Below are 16,634 nucleotides of genomic sequence, written 5' to 3' on the forward strand. Positions count from 1 at the left end.
TGGACCTCCTTGATCTTCTCGGTCAGGACCGCGTCCTCCCTCTCGTGACGGGTGGCTTGCTGTCCGCAGCTCCAGCTTGCGTGAACAGGCACACGCGGCGGTGGTCTTCGCGGACGTCCCGACCGTGAAGACCATCACCCCGGACTCATGCTCCGGAGTCAATCGATCACCCAACGCCTTCTCGGGCGTCGGGGAGGGATGCGACCAGGTTGGCGAGCTGGACCCTGGAGCCTATCGACAGCTTGCGGAACACGGACGTCAGATGGGTGTTGACGGTGTGCGGGGACACCACCAGCACGTCGGCGGCCGACCGGTTGGTGTGGCCCTGGGCGATGAGGCGCGCGACCTTCTCCTCCGAGGCCGTGAGGGCACCCCAGCCCTGGACGGGGCGCTGCACGGTCGCTGTCCGGCGGGTGTCGGCCCCGGCGCCCTCCAGGACGCGTCGGACCTGTGCCGCCGCGGCGTGGGCGCCCGACTCGGCGAACGTGTCCCGCGCGTGCGCCAGCGCGGCCACCGCCTGGCTTCGCCGCCCCGCGGCCAGGAGGGCTCGGCCGAGATCAGCGTGGGCGGCGGCCCGGGTCAGCGGGCGGGGGCTCGCCCCGAGCATTTCCACGGCGTGTTCGAGCACGGCGGGGTCGTTCCGTACGAGCCCGCGGGCCTGCGCCGCGACGCCGGTGGCGGTCGGCACGGACGGGTTGCGTTCGGCGTGGGCCTCGGCCTGCGCGGCCAGGTCCTCCGCGAGCTGCTGCTCCCCGCCGCGCAGGGACATCCGGACCCCGGCGTCGACCCAGTCGCGTAGCAGCCGCCATCGCATGAAGGGTCCTTGCTGCTGAACTCGGCGGATCCGGTCGACAGCGAGTGCGACGTTCCCGTCGGCCTCGGCGTGGACGGCCTCCAGGAAGCGCACCGCGGCCGTGTTGCCCGGGTTCGGTTTCACGGCCAGTCCCTCCCGGGCAGCGAGCAGGTGCTCCCGGGCCGCCTCGCGGTCGCCGCGCAGCAGGGCGATCCGGGAGCGGATCACCCGCCCGTTCACCTGCTGGACGGGCACCCGCACCTCGTCCTCCAGGCTTTCCATGGTCACGAAGTCGGCCTCGGCGTCGTCGAGTCGGCCGAGCCCCAGGTCGTGCTGGCCCTGGGCCCACAGCAGCATGGCCTGACGCACCGCACCGCCCCGGTCCGCCGCCCGGAGGAGCAGGCGCTCACCGGAGGCGAAGTCGTCCACGTGCACGTGCGCGACGACCTCCTCGGGGAGAAAGGCGGAGTCGATGGCGCTCAGCGCGGCGAAGCGCTCCAGCGCGACCGCGTTCTCCCCCGCGTTCAGCGCGGTCTCGCCCAGCCCGGACAGGGCCAGCACGTGGGCCTCCCGGTCGCCGATCGCGGTGGCGGTCCGCAGCGCGGTCTCGCCGGCCTCCCGCGCCGCGGCCAGGTCACGGCTCCGGGACAGGGCCAGGGCGCGCAGGGCGGCCAGCCGGGCGCAGATCTCCGGGGCGGAGCCGCCGGCGGCGAGCGCGGCCTCGGCCCGGCGGCGCAGTTCGTCGGCGAGGTCCATGGTCCACAGCGCCCCGCCCAGAGCGGACTGCAGCCGGCCGAAGGTCTCCAGCGGCGGCCGGGCGGCCAACAGCCGGTCGCCGGTCTCCAGCGCCTCGCGGTTGCGGCCAGCCCGGGTCAGGCAGAGGATCGTCTGCTCGCCCACATCGAACTTCAACTGTCCCGCCGACGGAGCCAGTTCGAGGGCTCGTAGCATCAGGTCGGCCGCCGGGCCCGGGGTGACCGCCAGCACGTCGTCGGCCGCTCGCCGCAGCAGCGCCACGGCCTCCTCGTCCCCGGGCACGGCGCCCCGGAGGATGTGCGGCACCGCGTCGGTCGGCTGCCGGCCCGCGGCGACCAGGCGGCGGGCGGCCTCGCGGTGCAGGGCCTTCCGGGCCGACGGCGGGATGTCGGCGTAGACCGCTTGGCGCAGCAGATCGTGCCGGAAGACCAGGTGGTCGCCGTCATCGTCCAGGAGCCCGGCGCACACCGCTTCCTCAAGCGCCGGGAGCAGCGCGGCGGCCGGGCGGTCGCAGAGCGCGGCTGCGTCCTCGAAGCCGAACCGGCGGCCCAGCACCGCGCCCATCTGGAGGAAGCGCAGCGTGCCGGGCCGCAGGGACCGGAGCCTGCCGCGCACGCCGACCACGAGCCGGGAGGGCACGACGTCCTGCGAGGCGTCGGCAGTCCGCAGTCCGGCCAGCATCTCGACCGCCAGGAACGGGTTCCCGCCGGCGCCGTCGAGCAGCTCCCGCACCCACGTGTCGACCGCCGGTCCGAGCGTGTCGTCGGCCAGTTGACCGATGGCCGCGTCGGAAAGGGGGCCCAGGGACACCGCGACCGTCGGAAGGTTGCCGGCGGCGGCCGCCACGATCTCCTCGGCCGGGCCGGCGGGCTCCCGGCGCCCGGTCAGCACCCACAGGACGGGCGAGGTCCGCAGGCGGGTCGGCAGCTGCTGCAGGGCGAACCGGCTCAGCGCGTCGGCCCACTGCACGTCGTCCAGGCCGATCAGCACCGGCGCGTCGGTGGCTCGGGACTCGATCGCCTCCGCCAGGCGTTCCACCAGCCAGATCCGCTGGTCGTGGTTGCGGGCGAGATCGGCGAGGTCGTCGCCGGACAGCAGCGGCCGGTCGCCCTGCAGGATGCTGGCCGCCAACGACGAGAGCGGCACGATGTGGTGGAGCTCATCGGCCTTGCCGAGGCCCACGGAAAACCCCGCCGCGGCGGCCCGGGCGGCGGCCTCGGCGAGCAGGGTGGTCTTGCCGATGCCCGGTTCCCCCTGGATCAGGGCCAGTCCGCCACTCCCGGTGCCGGCCACCGAGGTGATCAGCGCCTGGAGCTGTGCGAGTTCGGCCTCCCGGCCGCGCAGACCGCGATGGGACAGCGGACCGCCTGACCCTGCCATTCGAGCTTCTTCCCGTCCGCCCACGCCGACCGGAGCCGGGTTCCGGCCGTGCCACTGTTCCCGGCTTCCAGAGGGTACGCGGTGGGTGGTCGGCCGCTGCACCGCAGGTGGCGGCAGCGGGACCCTCAGCCGGTGCGGCCGGGCAGTTCGGCGTCCCAGTCGATCGAGTCGGCTTCGGTGCCCGGAGAGACGAGGGTGAAGGTCTCCCGGCGGAGCCAGCGGCGCACCTGACGGGACGGGAGGTCGATCAGGACGACCTCGTCGCGGTTGCGGAGCATGACGCGCAGGGCCGCCCGGCCGTGGCAGGTGCAGGGGGGCCAGATCCGGACGTCGCCATGGCCGGCCGGCCGCTGCAGTCCCTCCCAGAGGAGGTCGCGGGAGAAGTGCCAGACGCCTGCCGCGGCGGCCGGCCCGAGGAACTCGAGCGCGACGGCGAGCGGGTCGTCGCTGCGGTAGCCCAGACGCACGGGGACGTCGAGGGACTCGTGCTCGCCCAGGACGAGTCGGGCGTCGAGGAGGATCTCGGTGCTGGCGGCCTCCGGGCGGCGCTGGGAGGGGCTGGGCAGCGGCTGGTGGGCGGGCATGGGTACTCCTGGGTCGGTATCGGTGTCGGGGTGGGTGCCGGTGCCGGTGCGCGCGGGGTGGGGTGGGGCCGTGCGGGGCGGCGCGGTGGTCCCGCCCTCGGGCCCCGGTAGCTGCCGTGGACCGGGGGCGGCGGATCCGCCGCCCAGGCTGGGGAGGGGGTCGGCGGGGATGTTCCGGTGGTGCACGGCGACGTGACGGTCCGTGCACCTTCCCGGCCGCCGGGCTGGCCGGGAAGCGCGCTCGCCCCGGCCGTGCCCGTTGTCGGGGAGCGGTGCGGTCAGGCGGCTTCCGATCGCCGTTGCTCCGGTGTCGGTGGACCGAACTTCATTGCCCTGCAAGCTCTTTGGTCTTCCGGAAAGGTGTCAATGGGGCCTTCTCCGAGGAGTGGATTCCACCCGGGGTGAGCGCCGTCCGGGTCGGGCGGAGCCGTCGGAACCTCGGTTTGTTGAATGTTTGTCCAGCGGTTCCACTCCTTGTATGAATGGCGCCGGAAGGACTTCCCCTCCTGAACGCCCCGTTGCCGGTGGCGCCGCCGCCCAGCCGTGCGGCGAGCCACCCTCGCCAGCATCCGCACAGCACCACTTCCAACCGGTCGGAGTCTCCCGTGAACCAGTCGGGTCCCTCGCCCATGCCCGAAACCCCCGCGCCCGAAGCCGAAGTCCACCTGCTCGACCAGGCCGCCCGCGTCGGCGGCAACGGCTGCATCGACATCCTCTCCCCGCCGCCCGGAACCGATCCCGAGGACTGCCTCTACGTCGCCCTGCACATCCACGGTGCGGCCTCCGTCCGTCGCGGCGGTGCCACCACCGTGCTGGCCCCGGGGGACCTGCTGATCAGCACCACCCCGCACCCGGCGGCCCTGTTGCAGGACTCCGAGTGCCGGATGGTCCGCTTCCGCGTCCCCTGCTTCTACCTGGGCGTCCGGCAGAGCGATGTCCGGCGCGCGGGCGGGCTGATGGCGCGGGGGAACGAGGGGATCGGCTCGCTCGCCTCCCAGTTCCTCCGTACTCTGGCCACCCAGGCGCGGGCCCACCGGGCCCGGCCGGGCCATCACCTCGCGCGCACTGCCTCCGACATCGTCGCCATCCTGGTGACCGAGCTGCTCGACCGGGAGGACCCGGAACACCCCACCGGCGCGGCCGAGTTGCTGTCTCGGATCCGCGCCCACATCGAGCAGAACCTCGCTGACCCGGACCTCTCGCCCAGATCGATCGCCCGCTCGCAGCACATCTCGGTGCGCTACCTTCACAAGCTCTTCCAGCAGGACGGGATGACCGTGGGCCAGTGGGTGCGGCGGCGTCGGCTGGACGCCTGCCGTCGGGAGCTGGGGCGCCCGTCCCGTCGGCAGGCCAGTGTGTCCGCAGTCGCGCACCGCTGGGGCTTCGTCAGCCACTCCCATTTCAGCCGGGCGTTCCGCGACGCCTTCGGCGTCTCGCCCCGCGAGTGGCAGGCCTACGCCACCCGGACCGAGGGCCGCAATCCTGCTTCCTGATCCCTCCACCCGGTGTCATCCGAAGAAGCCGCCATAGCCCCCACCAGGCCCACCGTCCGGCTCGTCCACGACGGCTCCGCAGCCTGACCCGTCCTGGCCGCGCTGTTGCAGGCCGTCGACACCGTGCCGGCGGCGCTGCACCGCCGGTCCTGGTGAGGACGGGCGGTGCAGCGCCGGGGGTACGGGGGGCCTGCGGGCCGGTCATCGGCCGGCGTGGATCTCCGCGACGTAGCCGCCCGGGAACCGGACCATCGCGCTCTCCCGTCCGCCCGCGCGGACCGGCCCCGACAGCACGGTGGCGCCGGCCGCCCTGGCCCGGTCCAGGGTTGCGCCGAGGTCCGGCACGCCGTAGCCGGTGGTCTCCAGGCCGAACGGGTGCGGCAGGTGGCCGTCCGTCACCGCGACGGTGGTGGTGCCGAAGCCGGAGGTGAGCCGGACCAGCCGGTACGTCGTCCCGGGCAGGCCGATGGCGGCGCCGTCGGCCCGCTGGTCGTCGGAGACGACGCGGCCCTGGGTGAAGGCGAGGTAGCTGTCCAGGAAGGCGCCGACGGAGTCCGGCGACAGGTAGAGCCGGTTCTCCTGCACGCTGACCGGGGCGGGGTAGGACGGCGCGGTGGTGTGGACGTACAGCTGGGCGTTGACCCCGCCGGGGAACTGGACGACGGCGTCCCGGCCGATCGGGTCGGCGAACGGCGCCACGGTCACGGCCGTCCCGTCGGCGCGGGCAGCCCGGACCGCCTGGTCGAGGTCGGTCACCAGCCAGCCGGTGCGCTCGGTGCCGAACGGGTACGGCACGGGCGTGGTGTAGTCGAACACCGACAGCGTGCCGACCGGCGACACGATCAGTTCGGACAGCGTCCGGCTGGGTGTCGGGGTCACCTGGGTGGAGACCGGGCCGAGCGTGGTGCCGCCGAAGGTGGCCGTCCAACTGGTCACGAAGGCCTGCTCGGTGCCAGGCGACACGTACACGTGGGTTGTGTCGTACTGCGGGCCGACGGCGAAGTGCCGGTGCGCGCCCGGCGGCTTCGCCGGGCTGCTCTGGGTGGCCGAGGCAGTGGGGACCGCCGCCAGTGCGGCGACCGCCGCCACCAACGGGACCACGCGTCGGGCGAATCGAGGTTTCACGGGGACCTCCTGGTCGTGGTGCGCGCCCGGCACCCGCGGGGGACGGCGCCGGGCGCGGGTCAGTGGTCGGTACCGCGGTCGCCGGCGACGGCGGTACCGACGACGGGGCGGACGGCCGCGGTCGGGGGAGGGCGGCCGCCCGGGTCACTTCGCGAGGAAGGCGAGCAGCGCGGTGTTGACCTCCTCGGCGTGGGTCCAGAGCAGGCCGTGCGGCGCGCCCTCGATCTCCACGTACTCGGCGGAGGGCAGCGCCCGGTGGAACGGCCGGGCGGTGTTCTCCACCGGCAGGATGCGGTCGCCGGTGCCGTGCAGGATCAGGGCGGGGACGTCGATGCGCGGGATGTCGGCGCGGAAGTCCGTGTACCAGGTGGTCGGGGCGGCCGAGGCGGCGAAGGAGCCGCCGCTCGCCGCGACGTCCCAGCTGTTGCGGACGGCCTCCTCGCTGATCCGGCTGCCGAGGTTCTCGTCCAGGTTGTAGAAGTCCTGGTAGAAGGCGGTGTAGTAGGCGTACCGGTCGGCCTTCACGGCGGCGACGATGCCGTCGAAGAAGTCCTTCGGGGCGACGCCGTCCGGGTTGTCGTCGGTCTTGAGCAGGAACGGCTCCAGGGAGGCCAGGAAGGCGACCTTGGCGACGCGGGCCGAACCGTAGGTGGACACGTACCGGGCGACCTCGCCGGTGCCCATCGAGAAGCCGACCAGCACGGCGTCCCGCAGGTCGAGGGTCTCCAGCACGGTGTTGAGGTCAGCGGCGAAGGTGTCGTAGTCGTAGCCGGTGGTCGGCTGCGAGGACTGACCGAAGCCGCGCCGGTCGTACGTGATGACCCGGTAGCCGGCGTCCAGCAGCTCGGCGCTCTGCCGCTCCCAGGAGTGTCCACTCAGCGGGAATCCGTGGATCAGGACGACCGGCTGCCCGGTGCCGTGGTCCTCGTAGTAGAGGTCGATGGAGGTGGAGTTCTCCTGGCCAACGGTGATGAACGGCATGGTTTTTCCTATCTCTCGGACAGCGAGTGGCTGCGATGCGGCTCACGCTAGGGGCGACCCTCGCCGGCTTGTTGCCTCGGAGAGCACCCGGTGTCGCCCGAGAGTGCTCCAGGTGCGCCCGACGATTCACACGGGCTGACTCCCGTGCTGGTGCGCGGAAGGACCGCAGGCGGTGCGCCGTCGGAACAGGCCGTGGGCTCGCGCGTTCCTAGCCTGATTCCCGAACAGCCCAGCTATTCCCAGGAGCACCATGACCAGCCAGCCGCACCTCCACCAACACACCTCGGAAATCCAGGAGTTCGGCACCGTCACCCAGTTGCCGATCGCGCTCTCCCACGACGTCCGGCAGTACTCGTGCCAGCGGCTCAACCGCGTCCTCGCGGACACCCAGTTCCTGTACTCGCTGTACAAGAAGTGCCACTGGGGCATGCGCGGGCCGACCGCCTACCAGCTGCACCTGCTCTTCGACAAGCACGCCCAGGAGCAGTTGGAGTTGGTCGACGCGCTTGCCGAGCGGGTGCAGACGCTCGGTGGCGTCGCCGTGGGCGACCCCCGGCACGCCGCGCTGATCACCGGGGTGCCGCGCCCGCCGGACGGCGTGGAGGACGTGCACTCGATGCTCTCGCGCCTGCTCGACGCCCACGAGACCATCCTCGCCGACGTCCGCGACGCCGCCACCCGCACGGCGGGGCTCGGCGACGACGGTACCCAGGACCTCCTGGTGTCCCAGATCATCCGCACCGGCGAGACCCAGGTCTGGTTCCTCGCCGAGCACCTGGTCGTCACCCCCGAGACCGGGGCGTGACCGCGGGCCGGGTCCGTTCGTCGGCGGGCCCGGCACTTTCTCGCGCAGTCCACCGGTTCCGGGGCGCAGACCCCGCAGGCCGTGGACGAAACGCGATTCGGCTGTGTTCGTACCCGGTCCTCGGGTACGAACACAGCCGAATCGCGTCCCGCCGTCGGATCCGAGTGGTCGGACGGGCCACCGACTACAGGGTCCGGCGCACACCCGCCTGCTGTTCCAGCCGGTTCAGCTGGTCGGCCAGTCCCGCGTGCATGGCCTCCCGCACGGGACCGCTGCGTCCGATCCACAGGGCCTCCCTGCCTCGGAGCTCCTCCAGCATCAGGGCGTAGGCGGCGTACATCGCGACCGCCGCGAGGAGCATGCCGAGTGCCCCGGCGGCGTGGCCCAGCCAGGCCGCGCCCGAGAGGCCGTAGACGCCGGCGACGAAGTAGCGCGGCACGGCGATCAGCAGGAGCAGCCACAGCACCTTCTTCGGCTTGGCCACCGATGCCATCAGCGCGGCGAAGACCGTGAACACCAGGTTCATCACGCCGAGCACCTGCGCCCCGCCGTGGGCGTCCGCCGCCGTGACCAGGCCGTTGGCCAGCCAGGCGCCGGCGAATCCGCCCATCAGCGTCGCCGCGATGACGTCACGGGCGCCGAACGCGAGGACGCTGACCAGTAGTTGGAGCACGAAAGCGGAGAAGACCGTGAGCGCCACGGCCTGCCGGTTCGCACTGTCGATCAGGCCGAGCTGCAGGCTGCTGGTCACGACGGAGGAGATGGCCACCGTGAAGAAGCCCAGGGGCATCGGCGAGGCGATGGGCCGCAGGGTGATCCGTGTCATCGCGTGCAGGTCCGGCTCGGCTCCGCTACCGGCCACCGGATCCGTGCCCGTGGGCGTCTCGATCCCGGTCACCGTCGGGTCCGGCTCGCGCACCCGCTCGTCTTCTCTCGTTGCCGCCACCATCATTTCGCTCCTTGCTCCCGGTGCTTCGTGTCCTCGGGCGACCACCGACAGGGCGGCTGCCCGCTTGCTCTGCGACTTCAGCTGCGACTTCTTCCTCAGCCGCGCCAGGCCTCCAGCAGGCGCAGCCAGACCTCGCTGATGGTCGGGTAGACGGGTACCGCGTGCCAGAGCCGGCTGAGCGGCACCTCGGCGGTGACGGCGACGGTCGCCGAGTGCAGCAGCTCCGTGACCCCGGAACCGACGAAGGTGGCCCCCACCACGGTTTCCCGGTCCAGATCGATGACGGCTCGTGCCCGGCCGCGGTATCCGTCGGTGTGCAGCGAGGCACCTGCCACGTCGGCCATGTCGTAGTCGACGGCCCGCACCCGCAGCCCCCGTGCGGACGCGTCGGCGAGGGTGAGGCCGACCGAGGCCGCCTCCGGGTCGGTGAAGACCACCTGGGGCGCGCCGGCCCGGTCGGCGGTCGCGACGCTGCGCCCCCAAGGGACGACGTCCAGTTCCCGGCCGGCCGCCCGGTCGGCGATCGCCGTGCCGAACACCCGTGCCTGGTACTTGCCCTGGTGGGTCAGCAGCGCGCGGCCGGTCACGTCGCCGGCGGCGTAGAGCCAGCCGCCGTCCACGTCGACGGCCAGCCCGGTGTCGTCCACCGCGATCCACCCGCCGGGCTCCAGACCGACCGTCTCCAGCCCCAGGTCTTCCGTGGCGGCCCTTCGCCCGGTGGCGAACAGCACTTCGTCGGTACGCAGTTCACCGTTTTCCCCGAGGTCCAGGACCACCTCGCGGTCGCGGGTCAGGCCGCTCACCGACACCCCGGTCCGTACGTCGACACCGGACTCCCGAAGGGCGGCGGTGACGAGGTCGCCCGCGAAGGGTTCCATCCGTGGCAGCAGCCCGGACCCGCGGACGAGAAGGGTCACCCGGCTGCCCAGTGCGCTCCAGGCCGTGGCCATCTCCGCGGCGACGGCGCCGCCGCCGACGACGGCCAGTCGGGCGGGAACTTCGGCGGAACTGGTCGCCTCCCGGCTCGTCCAGGCACCCCTGCGCTCGATGCCCGGAAGGTCGGGCAGGGCGGCGCGGGTGCCGGTGCAGACCGCCACGGCTTGGCGCGCGGTCAGGACGCGGCGGGCTCCGTCGGCGCCGTCCACCAGCACGCGCCGCGGGCCGTCCAGTCGGCCGTTCCCGCGGACCAGCGTGATCCCGGCGGAGTCCAGCCAGGTCACCTGGCCGTGGTCCTGCCAGTGCGAGGCGAAGCCGTCGCGCCGACGCAGCACCGCGGTGGCGTCCGGAGCGCCCGCGACCGCCTCCCGGGCGCCGCGCAGCCGCCGGGCGTCCCGCAGGGCGGCCGACGGGCGGAGCATCGCCTTGCTCGGCATGCAGGCCCAGTACGAGCACTCGCCTCCGACGAGCTCCCCTTCCACGATCGCCACACTCAGCCCGCCCGCTCGCGCGCGATCGGCGAGGTTCTCCCCGGTCGGACCGGCGCCGAGCACCACGACGTCGAACTCTTCGGATCCACTCATCTGTCAGCCGTCTCCTCGTCACCCCTGCGGATGACGATCGTTCACAAATCGAATGAGTTGGCCGTCGGCGTTCCCGCGTTCCGGCGGTCTCGGGCCCCTGGGCAGTTCTGCTGCCAGGGGCCCGAGACCGTTCGGTCGCAGCCGCCTCAGGCGCGGTGCAGTGCGACCCGGGTGGCCAGGCCGCCGCCCACCCCGGCGACCACGGCCGCGGGCAGCCACCACAGCGGCCAGTGCGCCAGGCCGAGGGCGCCGTCGACCGACCACTGGCCGGGGCCGGTGGCGGTCAGCGCCGCGCCGATGACGATCAGGACGAACGGGAACTCGTACCCGTCGTGCTGCACCCACAGCCCGTGGGGCCACTTGACCGTCAGGGCGACCGTCATCACGCCCATGAGGCCCGCGCCGGCCAGCGGGGTGAGCAGGCCGGCGGCCAGCATCAGTCCGGCGCCGATCTGGGTGCCGCCAGCGGCCAGCGCGGTGAGCTTGCCGCCACGGAAGCCGTCGCCCCGGAACTCGGCGCTGCCGCCCTCCAGGCCACTGCCACCGAGGTGGAAGCTGATCTTCTGGACGCCGTGGCCCGCGATCAGCAGACCGGCGACCAGGCGCAGCAGGAGAAGGCCGGTGTTCATGTCGGACTCCGTTGGTTCGGTGCGGTCCGTCAGCCGGCGGCGTGCGGGTCGATCATGGAGTGGGCGTAGACCAGGCCCAGGCCGTAGGCGCCGCCGTGCTCCTTGACCAGCTCGGTCACCGGGACGTAGGTCTCGGCGCGGGCCCAGTCCCGCTGGAGCTCCAGCAGGACCTGGATCCAGGTGACGGGCACGGCGCCGGCGGCGGTCATCCGCTGCAGGGCGTGCTCGTGGGCCAGCGGGCTGACGCCGCCGGAGGCATCGGCGACGACGTAGACCTCGTAGCCCTGGTCCAGCGCGGAGAGGGCCGGCAGGACGAGGCAGACCTCGGTCCACAGACCGGAGAGGATGATCTTCTTGCGGCCGGTCGCCTTGACCGCCTCGACCAGGGCCTCGTCCTCCCAGGCGTTCATGCTGGTGCGGTCGATGACCTCCTGACCGGGGAAGACGGCCTTCAGCTGCGGGAGGAGCGGGCCGGAGAAGGACTCGGCGGCGACGGTGGACAGTACCGTCGGCACGCCGAAGATCTTCGCGGCCTTCGCCAGGCCGACGGTGGCGTTGATGATCGCGGTGCGGTCGCCGCTGCCGGTGCCGAAGAACATCTGCGGCTGGTGGTCGACGAACAGCATCATCGCGTTGTCGGGGGTGAGCAGGTCGGGACTCGGGGCGGCGTGGACGTTGGCGAAGTCGACCATGGGTCTCCTCTTTCCTTGTGAACGAAGGGAATTGATTTCACATCAGACATTTCCCCGGGCTGCCGGGGTGCCTCGTTCGACGACGCTAGTGCGGGCCGGCCCGGGTGTTCTGCTCGCTGTGCGCCCGGGATTGTCCTGACAACGCACGACAGGCCGGGGCGAGCCGGTCGAGCGTTTCAGTGCGCTGCGGGGCAATCCGTCATGCGCTGCGGAAGTCCTTCGCGCGTGTCGGCTGTCTAGGTTTCGCCGGGTGGCCCCGTCGGGCCGCGATCAGCCAGCGGAAGGGCGGCAACCCAATGCAGTTCGGGATATTCAGCGTCGGCGACGTGACGGTCGATCCGACCACGGGGCGGGCGCCGAGCGAGCGCGAGCGCATCAAGGCGATGCTGGCCATCGCGCTCAAGGCGGAAGAAGTCGGCTTGGACGTCTTCGCCATGGGCGAGCACCACAACCCGCCGTTCGTCCCGTCCTCGCCGACGACCATGCTCGGCTGGATCGCCGCGAAGACCGAGCGGATCACCCTCTCCACCGCGACCACGCTGATCACCACCAACGACCCGGTGAAGATCGCCGAGGACTACGCGATGCTGCAACACGTCGCCGACGGCCGCGTCGACCTGATGCTCGGGCGCGGGAACACCGGCCCGGTCTACCCGTGGTTCGGGCAGGACATCCGCCAGGGCATCCCGCTCGCGGTGGAGAACTACGCGCTGCTGCACCGGCTCTGGCGCGAGGACGTGGTCGACTGGGAAGGCCGCTTCCGCACCCCGCTGCAGTCCTTCACCGCCACGCCCAGGCCGCTGGACGGCGTGCCGCCGTTCGTCTGGCACGGCTCGATCCGCAGCCCCGAGATCGCCGAACAGGCCGCGTACTACGGCGACGGCTTCTTCCACAACAACATCTTCTGGCCCCAGGAGCACACCCGGCGGATGGTCGGGCTCTACCGCGAGCGCTTCGCCCACCATGGCCACGGCACGCCCGAGCAGGCGATCGTCGGCCTCGGCGGGCAGGTGTTCATGCGGAAGAACTCCCAGGACGCGGTGCGTGAGTTCCGTCCGTACTTCGACAACGCGCCGGTGTACGGGCACGGGCCCTCGCTGGAGGAGTTCACCGAGCAGACCCCGCTGACCGTCGGCAGCCCGCAGGAGGTCATCGAGCGCACTCTCGGCTTCCGCGAGGCCGTCGGTGACTACCAGCGCCAGCTGTTCCTGATGGACCACGCCGGCCTGCCGCTCAAGACGGTGCTGGAGCAGCTCGACATCCTCGGCGAGGAGGTCGTGCCCGTCCTCCGCCAGGAGTTCGCCAAGGGCCGGCCCGCGACAGTTCCCGACGCCCCCACCCACACCACGCTCAGGGACAACGTGCCCGCGGCCTTCTGACCAGGACGGAGTCCCCCATGGAACCGACTTCGCCGATCACGCTCGCCGTGATCTCGGGCGGGCTCAGCCAGCCCTCGTCCACCCGCCTGCTCGCGGACCGCCTCACCGAGGCCACCACTGGCCACCTGGCCAGTGCTGGCCGTGAAGCCCGGGTGCGCCTGCACGAGTTGCGCCCACTGGCCACCCCCGTCTCGCACCACCTGCTCTCCGGCTTTCCCACACAGGCACTGGGCTGCGCGCTGGAGGAGGTGAGCACGGCGGACGCGCTGATCGCCGTGTCCCCGATCTTCTCGGCCTCCTACAGCGGCCTGTTCAAGTCGTTCTTCGACCTGCTCGACCCCGGCGCCCTGGCGGGCAAGCCGGTGCTGATCGGCGCGACGGGCGGCACCGCGCGCCACTCCCTGGCCCTGGAACACGCGATGCGCCCGCTCTTCGCCTACCAGCGCGCGCTCGTCGCACCGACCGCGGTCTTCGCGGCCTCCGAGGACTGGGGCGGGACGGGCGACACGCACACCGACAGGCTGCCGGCGCGGATCGAACGGGCCGGGGGAGAGCTAGCGGCGTTGATCCTCGCGGCCCTGGCGAATTCGCGGCCGGCCGGCGCCCCGGCGGTGACTCCCTCCGCGCTCGGCTTCCACTGACCTCGCGCACACCCTCAACCCCCACCGCCGAACACCACCGAACGAAGGGACCTCCGTTGTCCACCATGCCCGTCGCCGGCATCCGTCCCGGCACCCCCGACCAGCCCGCCGACCTCGTCGTGCGCAACGCCAAGGTGTACACCAACGACCCGCGCCGCCCCCAGGCCACCGCTGTGGCCATCCGGGACGGACTGATCCAGGCGGTCGGCGACGACGCGGACGCCGCTCCGCTGGTCGGCCCCGGCACCCGGGTGGTCGACGCGCTCGGCCGTCGAGCCGTTCCCGGACTCAACGACGCGCACCTGCACGTCATCCGCGGCGGTCTCAACTACGTGCTGGAGCTTCGCTGGGACGGCGTCCCGACGCTGCGCGAGGCCCTGGCGATGCTCCGGCTCCAGGCCGAGCGCACCCCGCCCGGCCAGTGGGTGCGGGTGGTCGGAGGCTGGTCCGCCGACCAGTTCGCCGAGCGGCGCCTGCCCACCCTGGAGGAGCTCAACGCCGCGGCGCCCGACACCCCCGTCTTCGTACTGCACCTCTACCAGTCGGCGCTGCTCAACCGGGCCGCGCTGCGCGCCGCCGGCTTCACCCGGGACACCTCCGACCCGGCGGGCGGCCAGATCGTCCGCGGACACGACGGCGAGCCCACCGGCCTGCTGATCGCCGCCCCCGGCGCGCTGCTGCTCTACTCGACCCTGGCCAAGGCGCCGACTCTGGACGAGGCCGACCGCATCGGCTCCACCCGGCACTTCCTGCGCGAACTGAACCGCTTCGGCCTGACCTCCGCGATCGACGCCGCCGGCGGCTTCCAGAGCTTCCCCGAGAATTACGGCACCGTCATGGAACTCGCCCGCCAAGGCGAGCTGACCCTGCGCATCGCCTACCACCTCTTCCCGCAGACCGCGGGGCAGGAGCTGGACGACCTCACCCGCTGGGTCAACACCGTGCGCCCAGGGCAGGGCGACGAGTGGCTGCGCCTCAACGGTGCGGGGGAGAACCTCACCTGGGCCGCCGCCGACTTCGAGAACTTCACCGAACCCCGGCCACAACTGGGCTCCTACGAGGTCGATTTCGAGAAGGCCGTCCGCCTGTTGACGGAGAACGGCTGGGGCTTCCGGCTGCACGCCACCTACGACGAGACCATCCGCCGCGACCTCGCCGTCTTCGAGAAGCTCGCCGCCGAGGGCCTCTTCCCCCAGGGCAACCGCTGGCTCTTCGACCACGCCGAGACCGTCAGCCCGGACAGCCTCGACCGCATCGCCGCCCTGGGCGGCGCCGTCTCCGTGCAGAACCGCCTCTCCTTCCAGGGTGAGGCCTTCGTCGCGCGCTACGGCGCTCCGGCCGCCGCCGAGGCGCCGCCGCTGCGCGCGATGCTGAACCGCGGCCTGACCGTCGCGGCGGGCACCGACGCCACCCGGGTCTCCTCCTACAACCCCTGGGTCGCCCTGCACTGGCTGGTCTCCGGCCGGGCCGTCTCGGGGCGGCGCCTCACGGCCGAGCACAACCGGCTCAGCCGCGCCCAGGCGCTGGAGCTCTACACCCTGGGCGGTGCCCGCCTCACCGGCGAGGAGGAGGTCAAGGGCCGTCTGACGGTCGGCAGTTACGCGGACATCGCGCTGCTCAGCGCCGACTACTTCACCGTGCCCGAGGCTGACATCCCGCACATCGAGTCCGTCCTCACCGTCGTTGGCGGGCGGATCGTCCACGCCACCGCGGAACACCAGGGCCTGGCCCCCGACCTGCCCGAGGTGTCGCCCTCCTGGAGCCCGGTCACCCGCTTCGGCGGCTACCACGCCACCCCCGCCCCCAGCCTGGCCGCAGGGGTCCGCCAGGCCGAAGGCGTGCTGGAGGCCGTGGCCGCCTCCGGCGAGCAGCACGCCTGGCGCACGGCGCGTGGTCTCGCGCTGCCCGGACAGGCGCAGGTGCCGCTGGACCCCTGCTTCTTCTGAGCGGGAGCCGACTCGGCCCGGGGGCACCGCCGGAGCGCGGCGGTGCCCCCGGGCCGCATCACCCCCACCCGCATCACCCCCGCCGCATTTCCCCGCCCGTAATCCCCCCCCGCCGGACCGAGGAGCCGTCGTGACCACGCCCGCAGCCGATTCCCACACCACCTCCCCACCACTCGGACCACAGATCCACGACCGCCACCCGCTCGCCTTGGCCCTGTTCGGCCTCACCCTGGTCAGCGGCCTTATCGACGCCGTCAGCTACCTCGGCCTCGGTCACGTCTTCACGGCGAACATGACCGGCAACGTCGTCGTCATCGCCTTCGCCCTCGCCGGAGCACCCGGCTTCTCCGTGACCGGTTCACTGACCTCCCTCGCCGCCTTCCTCCTCGGCGCGCTCCTGGCCGGTCGGCTCGCCACCTGGGACCCCGGACCCCGGCGCCCTGCCCGGCTGGGCACGGTCTTCGTCCTGGAAGCCGCGCTGTACGGCGTCGCTGCCGCCGTCGTCTTCGTCCGGAGCGCGGACGGGCCTGCGCAGTACGTCGTGATCGCCCTGCTCGCCCTGGCGATGGGCATCCGCAACGGCACCGTTCGCAGCCTCGGAGTACCGGACCTCACCACCACCGTGCTCACCCTCACCCTGACCGGTCTCGCCGCCGACTCCCGCCTCGCCGGGGGCGCCGCCGCCCGCCAGCGCAGGAAGGTCCTCTCCGTCGTCACCATGCTCGCCGGCGCCGCCCCCGGAGCCGTCCTCGTCCTGCACGGACAGACCGCCTGGGCGCTGGTCGCCAGCGCCGTCCTGGCCGGTGGCACCCTGCTGGTCCACCGCGACTGACGTCATGCACGCACAAGTCAGAGGGTTGCGGCGAAAGGCAAACACCCTTCCGGGGCTCTTTCATGATGGCGGGTCGGCTCTGGTCGGCCGGGGCCTCGGCGGTCCGTGGCTGGTGCAGGAGGCGTGGGC

14 protein-coding genes are annotated in these 16,634 nt (G+C 72.6%); 6 read left to right on the top strand and 8 right to left on the bottom strand.

Annotated features, from left to right (window positions below; translation table 11 throughout):
- Window positions 1-166: 166 nt before the first annotated feature.
- Both ACWC9T_RS24820 and ACWC9T_RS24825 read right to left on the bottom strand, forming a co-directional pair.
- Complete coding sequence (locus ACWC9T_RS24820) at window positions 167-2,929, bottom strand: helix-turn-helix transcriptional regulator (RefSeq protein ID WP_449823238.1); 2,763 nt, start codon at window positions 2,927-2,929, stop codon at window positions 167-169.
- A gap of 125 nt (window positions 2,930-3,054) precedes the next feature.
- On the bottom strand, window positions 3,055-3,513 hold the full coding sequence (locus ACWC9T_RS24825) for an SsgA family sporulation/cell division regulator (RefSeq protein ID WP_449823239.1): 459 nt from the start codon (window positions 3,511-3,513) through the stop codon (window positions 3,055-3,057).
- 629 nt (window positions 3,514-4,142) lie between these two features.
- Here ACWC9T_RS24825 and ACWC9T_RS24830 point away from each other — a divergent pair.
- Window positions 4,143-5,006, top strand: coding sequence for a helix-turn-helix domain-containing protein (locus tag ACWC9T_RS24830; RefSeq protein WP_449823240.1), 864 nt, complete (start codon window positions 4,143-4,145; stop codon window positions 5,004-5,006).
- Window positions 5,007-5,207: 201 nt separating this feature from the next.
- Here ACWC9T_RS24830 and ACWC9T_RS24835 read toward each other — a convergent pair whose 3' ends face one another.
- Window positions 5,208-6,131 (bottom strand): VOC family protein, encoded by a 924-nt coding sequence (locus tag ACWC9T_RS24835; RefSeq protein WP_449823241.1) that lies wholly within the window; start codon window positions 6,129-6,131, stop codon window positions 5,208-5,210.
- Between the two features lie 144 nt (window positions 6,132-6,275).
- Window positions 6,276-7,112: an alpha/beta fold hydrolase gene (locus ACWC9T_RS24840; RefSeq protein WP_449823243.1), complete on the bottom strand. Its 837-nt coding sequence runs from the start codon at window positions 7,110-7,112 to the stop codon at window positions 6,276-6,278.
- A gap of 250 nt (window positions 7,113-7,362) precedes the next feature.
- On the opposite strand from ACWC9T_RS24840, the gene ACWC9T_RS24845 reads away from it, so the two are divergent.
- Complete coding sequence (locus tag ACWC9T_RS24845) at window positions 7,363-7,917, top strand: Dps family protein (RefSeq protein WP_449823244.1); 555 nt, start codon at window positions 7,363-7,365, stop codon at window positions 7,915-7,917.
- Between the two features lie 184 nt (window positions 7,918-8,101).
- Here ACWC9T_RS24845 and ACWC9T_RS24850 read toward each other — a convergent pair whose 3' ends face one another.
- From ACWC9T_RS24850 to ACWC9T_RS24865, 4 genes are all read right to left on the bottom strand, one after another.
- A complete protein-coding gene (locus tag ACWC9T_RS24850; protein WP_449823245.1) occupies window positions 8,102-8,866 on the bottom strand; it encodes a GPR1/FUN34/YaaH family transporter in 765 nt (254 codons plus the stop codon).
- A gap of 95 nt (window positions 8,867-8,961) precedes the next feature.
- Window positions 8,962-10,386, bottom strand: coding sequence for a dihydrolipoyl dehydrogenase family protein (locus ACWC9T_RS24855; protein WP_449823246.1), 1,425 nt, complete (start codon window positions 10,384-10,386; stop codon window positions 8,962-8,964).
- A 146-nt stretch (window positions 10,387-10,532) separates the two neighbouring features.
- Complete coding sequence (locus tag ACWC9T_RS24860) at window positions 10,533-11,015, bottom strand: DoxX family protein (protein WP_449823247.1); 483 nt, start codon at window positions 11,013-11,015, stop codon at window positions 10,533-10,535.
- A gap of 29 nt (window positions 11,016-11,044) precedes the next feature.
- Window positions 11,045-11,707, bottom strand: a complete 663-nt coding sequence (locus ACWC9T_RS24865; RefSeq protein WP_380416956.1) for a hydrolase — start codon at window positions 11,705-11,707, stop codon at window positions 11,045-11,047.
- A 296-nt stretch (window positions 11,708-12,003) separates the two neighbouring features.
- Between ACWC9T_RS24865 and ACWC9T_RS24870 the strand changes: the two genes are divergently transcribed.
- The 4 genes from ACWC9T_RS24870 (at window position 12,004) to ACWC9T_RS24885 (ending at window position 16,505) form a co-directional block, all read left to right on the top strand.
- On the top strand, window positions 12,004-13,086 hold the full coding sequence (locus ACWC9T_RS24870) for an LLM class flavin-dependent oxidoreductase (protein WP_449823248.1): 1,083 nt from the start codon (window positions 12,004-12,006) through the stop codon (window positions 13,084-13,086).
- A gap of 17 nt (window positions 13,087-13,103) precedes the next feature.
- Window positions 13,104-13,727: a CE1759 family FMN reductase gene (locus ACWC9T_RS24875; RefSeq protein WP_449823249.1), complete on the top strand. Its 624-nt coding sequence runs from the start codon at window positions 13,104-13,106 to the stop codon at window positions 13,725-13,727.
- A 65-nt stretch (window positions 13,728-13,792) separates the two neighbouring features.
- Window positions 13,793-15,673, top strand: coding sequence for an amidohydrolase (locus tag ACWC9T_RS24880; protein WP_449823276.1), 1,881 nt, complete (start codon window positions 13,793-13,795; stop codon window positions 15,671-15,673).
- 130 nt (window positions 15,674-15,803) lie between these two features.
- The gene (locus tag ACWC9T_RS24885) at window positions 15,804-16,505 is read left to right on the top strand and encodes a YoaK family protein (RefSeq protein WP_449823250.1); all 702 of its coding nucleotides are present in this window, start codon (window positions 15,804-15,806) and stop codon (window positions 16,503-16,505) included.
- Window positions 16,506-16,634 lie beyond the last annotated feature (129 nt).

It is taken from the genome of Kitasatospora sp. NPDC001159 (assembly GCF_053598235.1).

Excerpts from the sequence above, each read along its gene's own strand:
- ACWC9T_RS24880 (WP_449823276.1), top strand. The coding sequence starts at position 13,793 with ATGCCCGTCGCCGGCATCCGTCCCGGCACCCCCGACCAGCCCGCCGAC.
- ACWC9T_RS24820 (WP_449823238.1), bottom strand. The coding sequence starts at position 2,929 with ATGGCAGGGTCAGGCGGTCCGCTGTCCCATCGCGGTCTGCGCGGCCGG.
- ACWC9T_RS24830 (WP_449823240.1), top strand. The coding sequence starts at position 4,143 with ATGCCCGAAACCCCCGCGCCCGAAGCCGAAGTCCACCTGCTCGACCAG.
- ACWC9T_RS24850 (WP_449823245.1), bottom strand. The coding sequence starts at position 8,866 with ATGGTGGCGGCAACGAGAGAAGACGAGCGGGTGCGCGAGCCGGACCCG.
- ACWC9T_RS24825 (WP_449823239.1), bottom strand. The coding sequence starts at position 3,513 with ATGCCCGCCCACCAGCCGCTGCCCAGCCCCTCCCAGCGCCGCCCGGAG.
- ACWC9T_RS24840 (WP_449823243.1), bottom strand. The coding sequence starts at position 7,112 with ATGCCGTTCATCACCGTTGGCCAGGAGAACTCCACCTCCATCGACCTC.
- ACWC9T_RS24870 (WP_449823248.1), top strand. The coding sequence starts at position 12,004 with ATGCAGTTCGGGATATTCAGCGTCGGCGACGTGACGGTCGATCCGACC.
- ACWC9T_RS24855 (WP_449823246.1), bottom strand. The coding sequence starts at position 10,386 with ATGAGTGGATCCGAAGAGTTCGACGTCGTGGTGCTCGGCGCCGGTCCG.
- ACWC9T_RS24865 (WP_380416956.1), bottom strand. The coding sequence starts at position 11,707 with ATGGTCGACTTCGCCAACGTCCACGCCGCCCCGAGTCCCGACCTGCTC.
- ACWC9T_RS24860 (WP_449823247.1), bottom strand. The coding sequence starts at position 11,015 with ATGAACACCGGCCTTCTCCTGCTGCGCCTGGTCGCCGGTCTGCTGATC.
- ACWC9T_RS24845 (WP_449823244.1), top strand. The coding sequence starts at position 7,363 with ATGACCAGCCAGCCGCACCTCCACCAACACACCTCGGAAATCCAGGAG.
- ACWC9T_RS24875 (WP_449823249.1), top strand. The coding sequence starts at position 13,104 with ATGGAACCGACTTCGCCGATCACGCTCGCCGTGATCTCGGGCGGGCTC.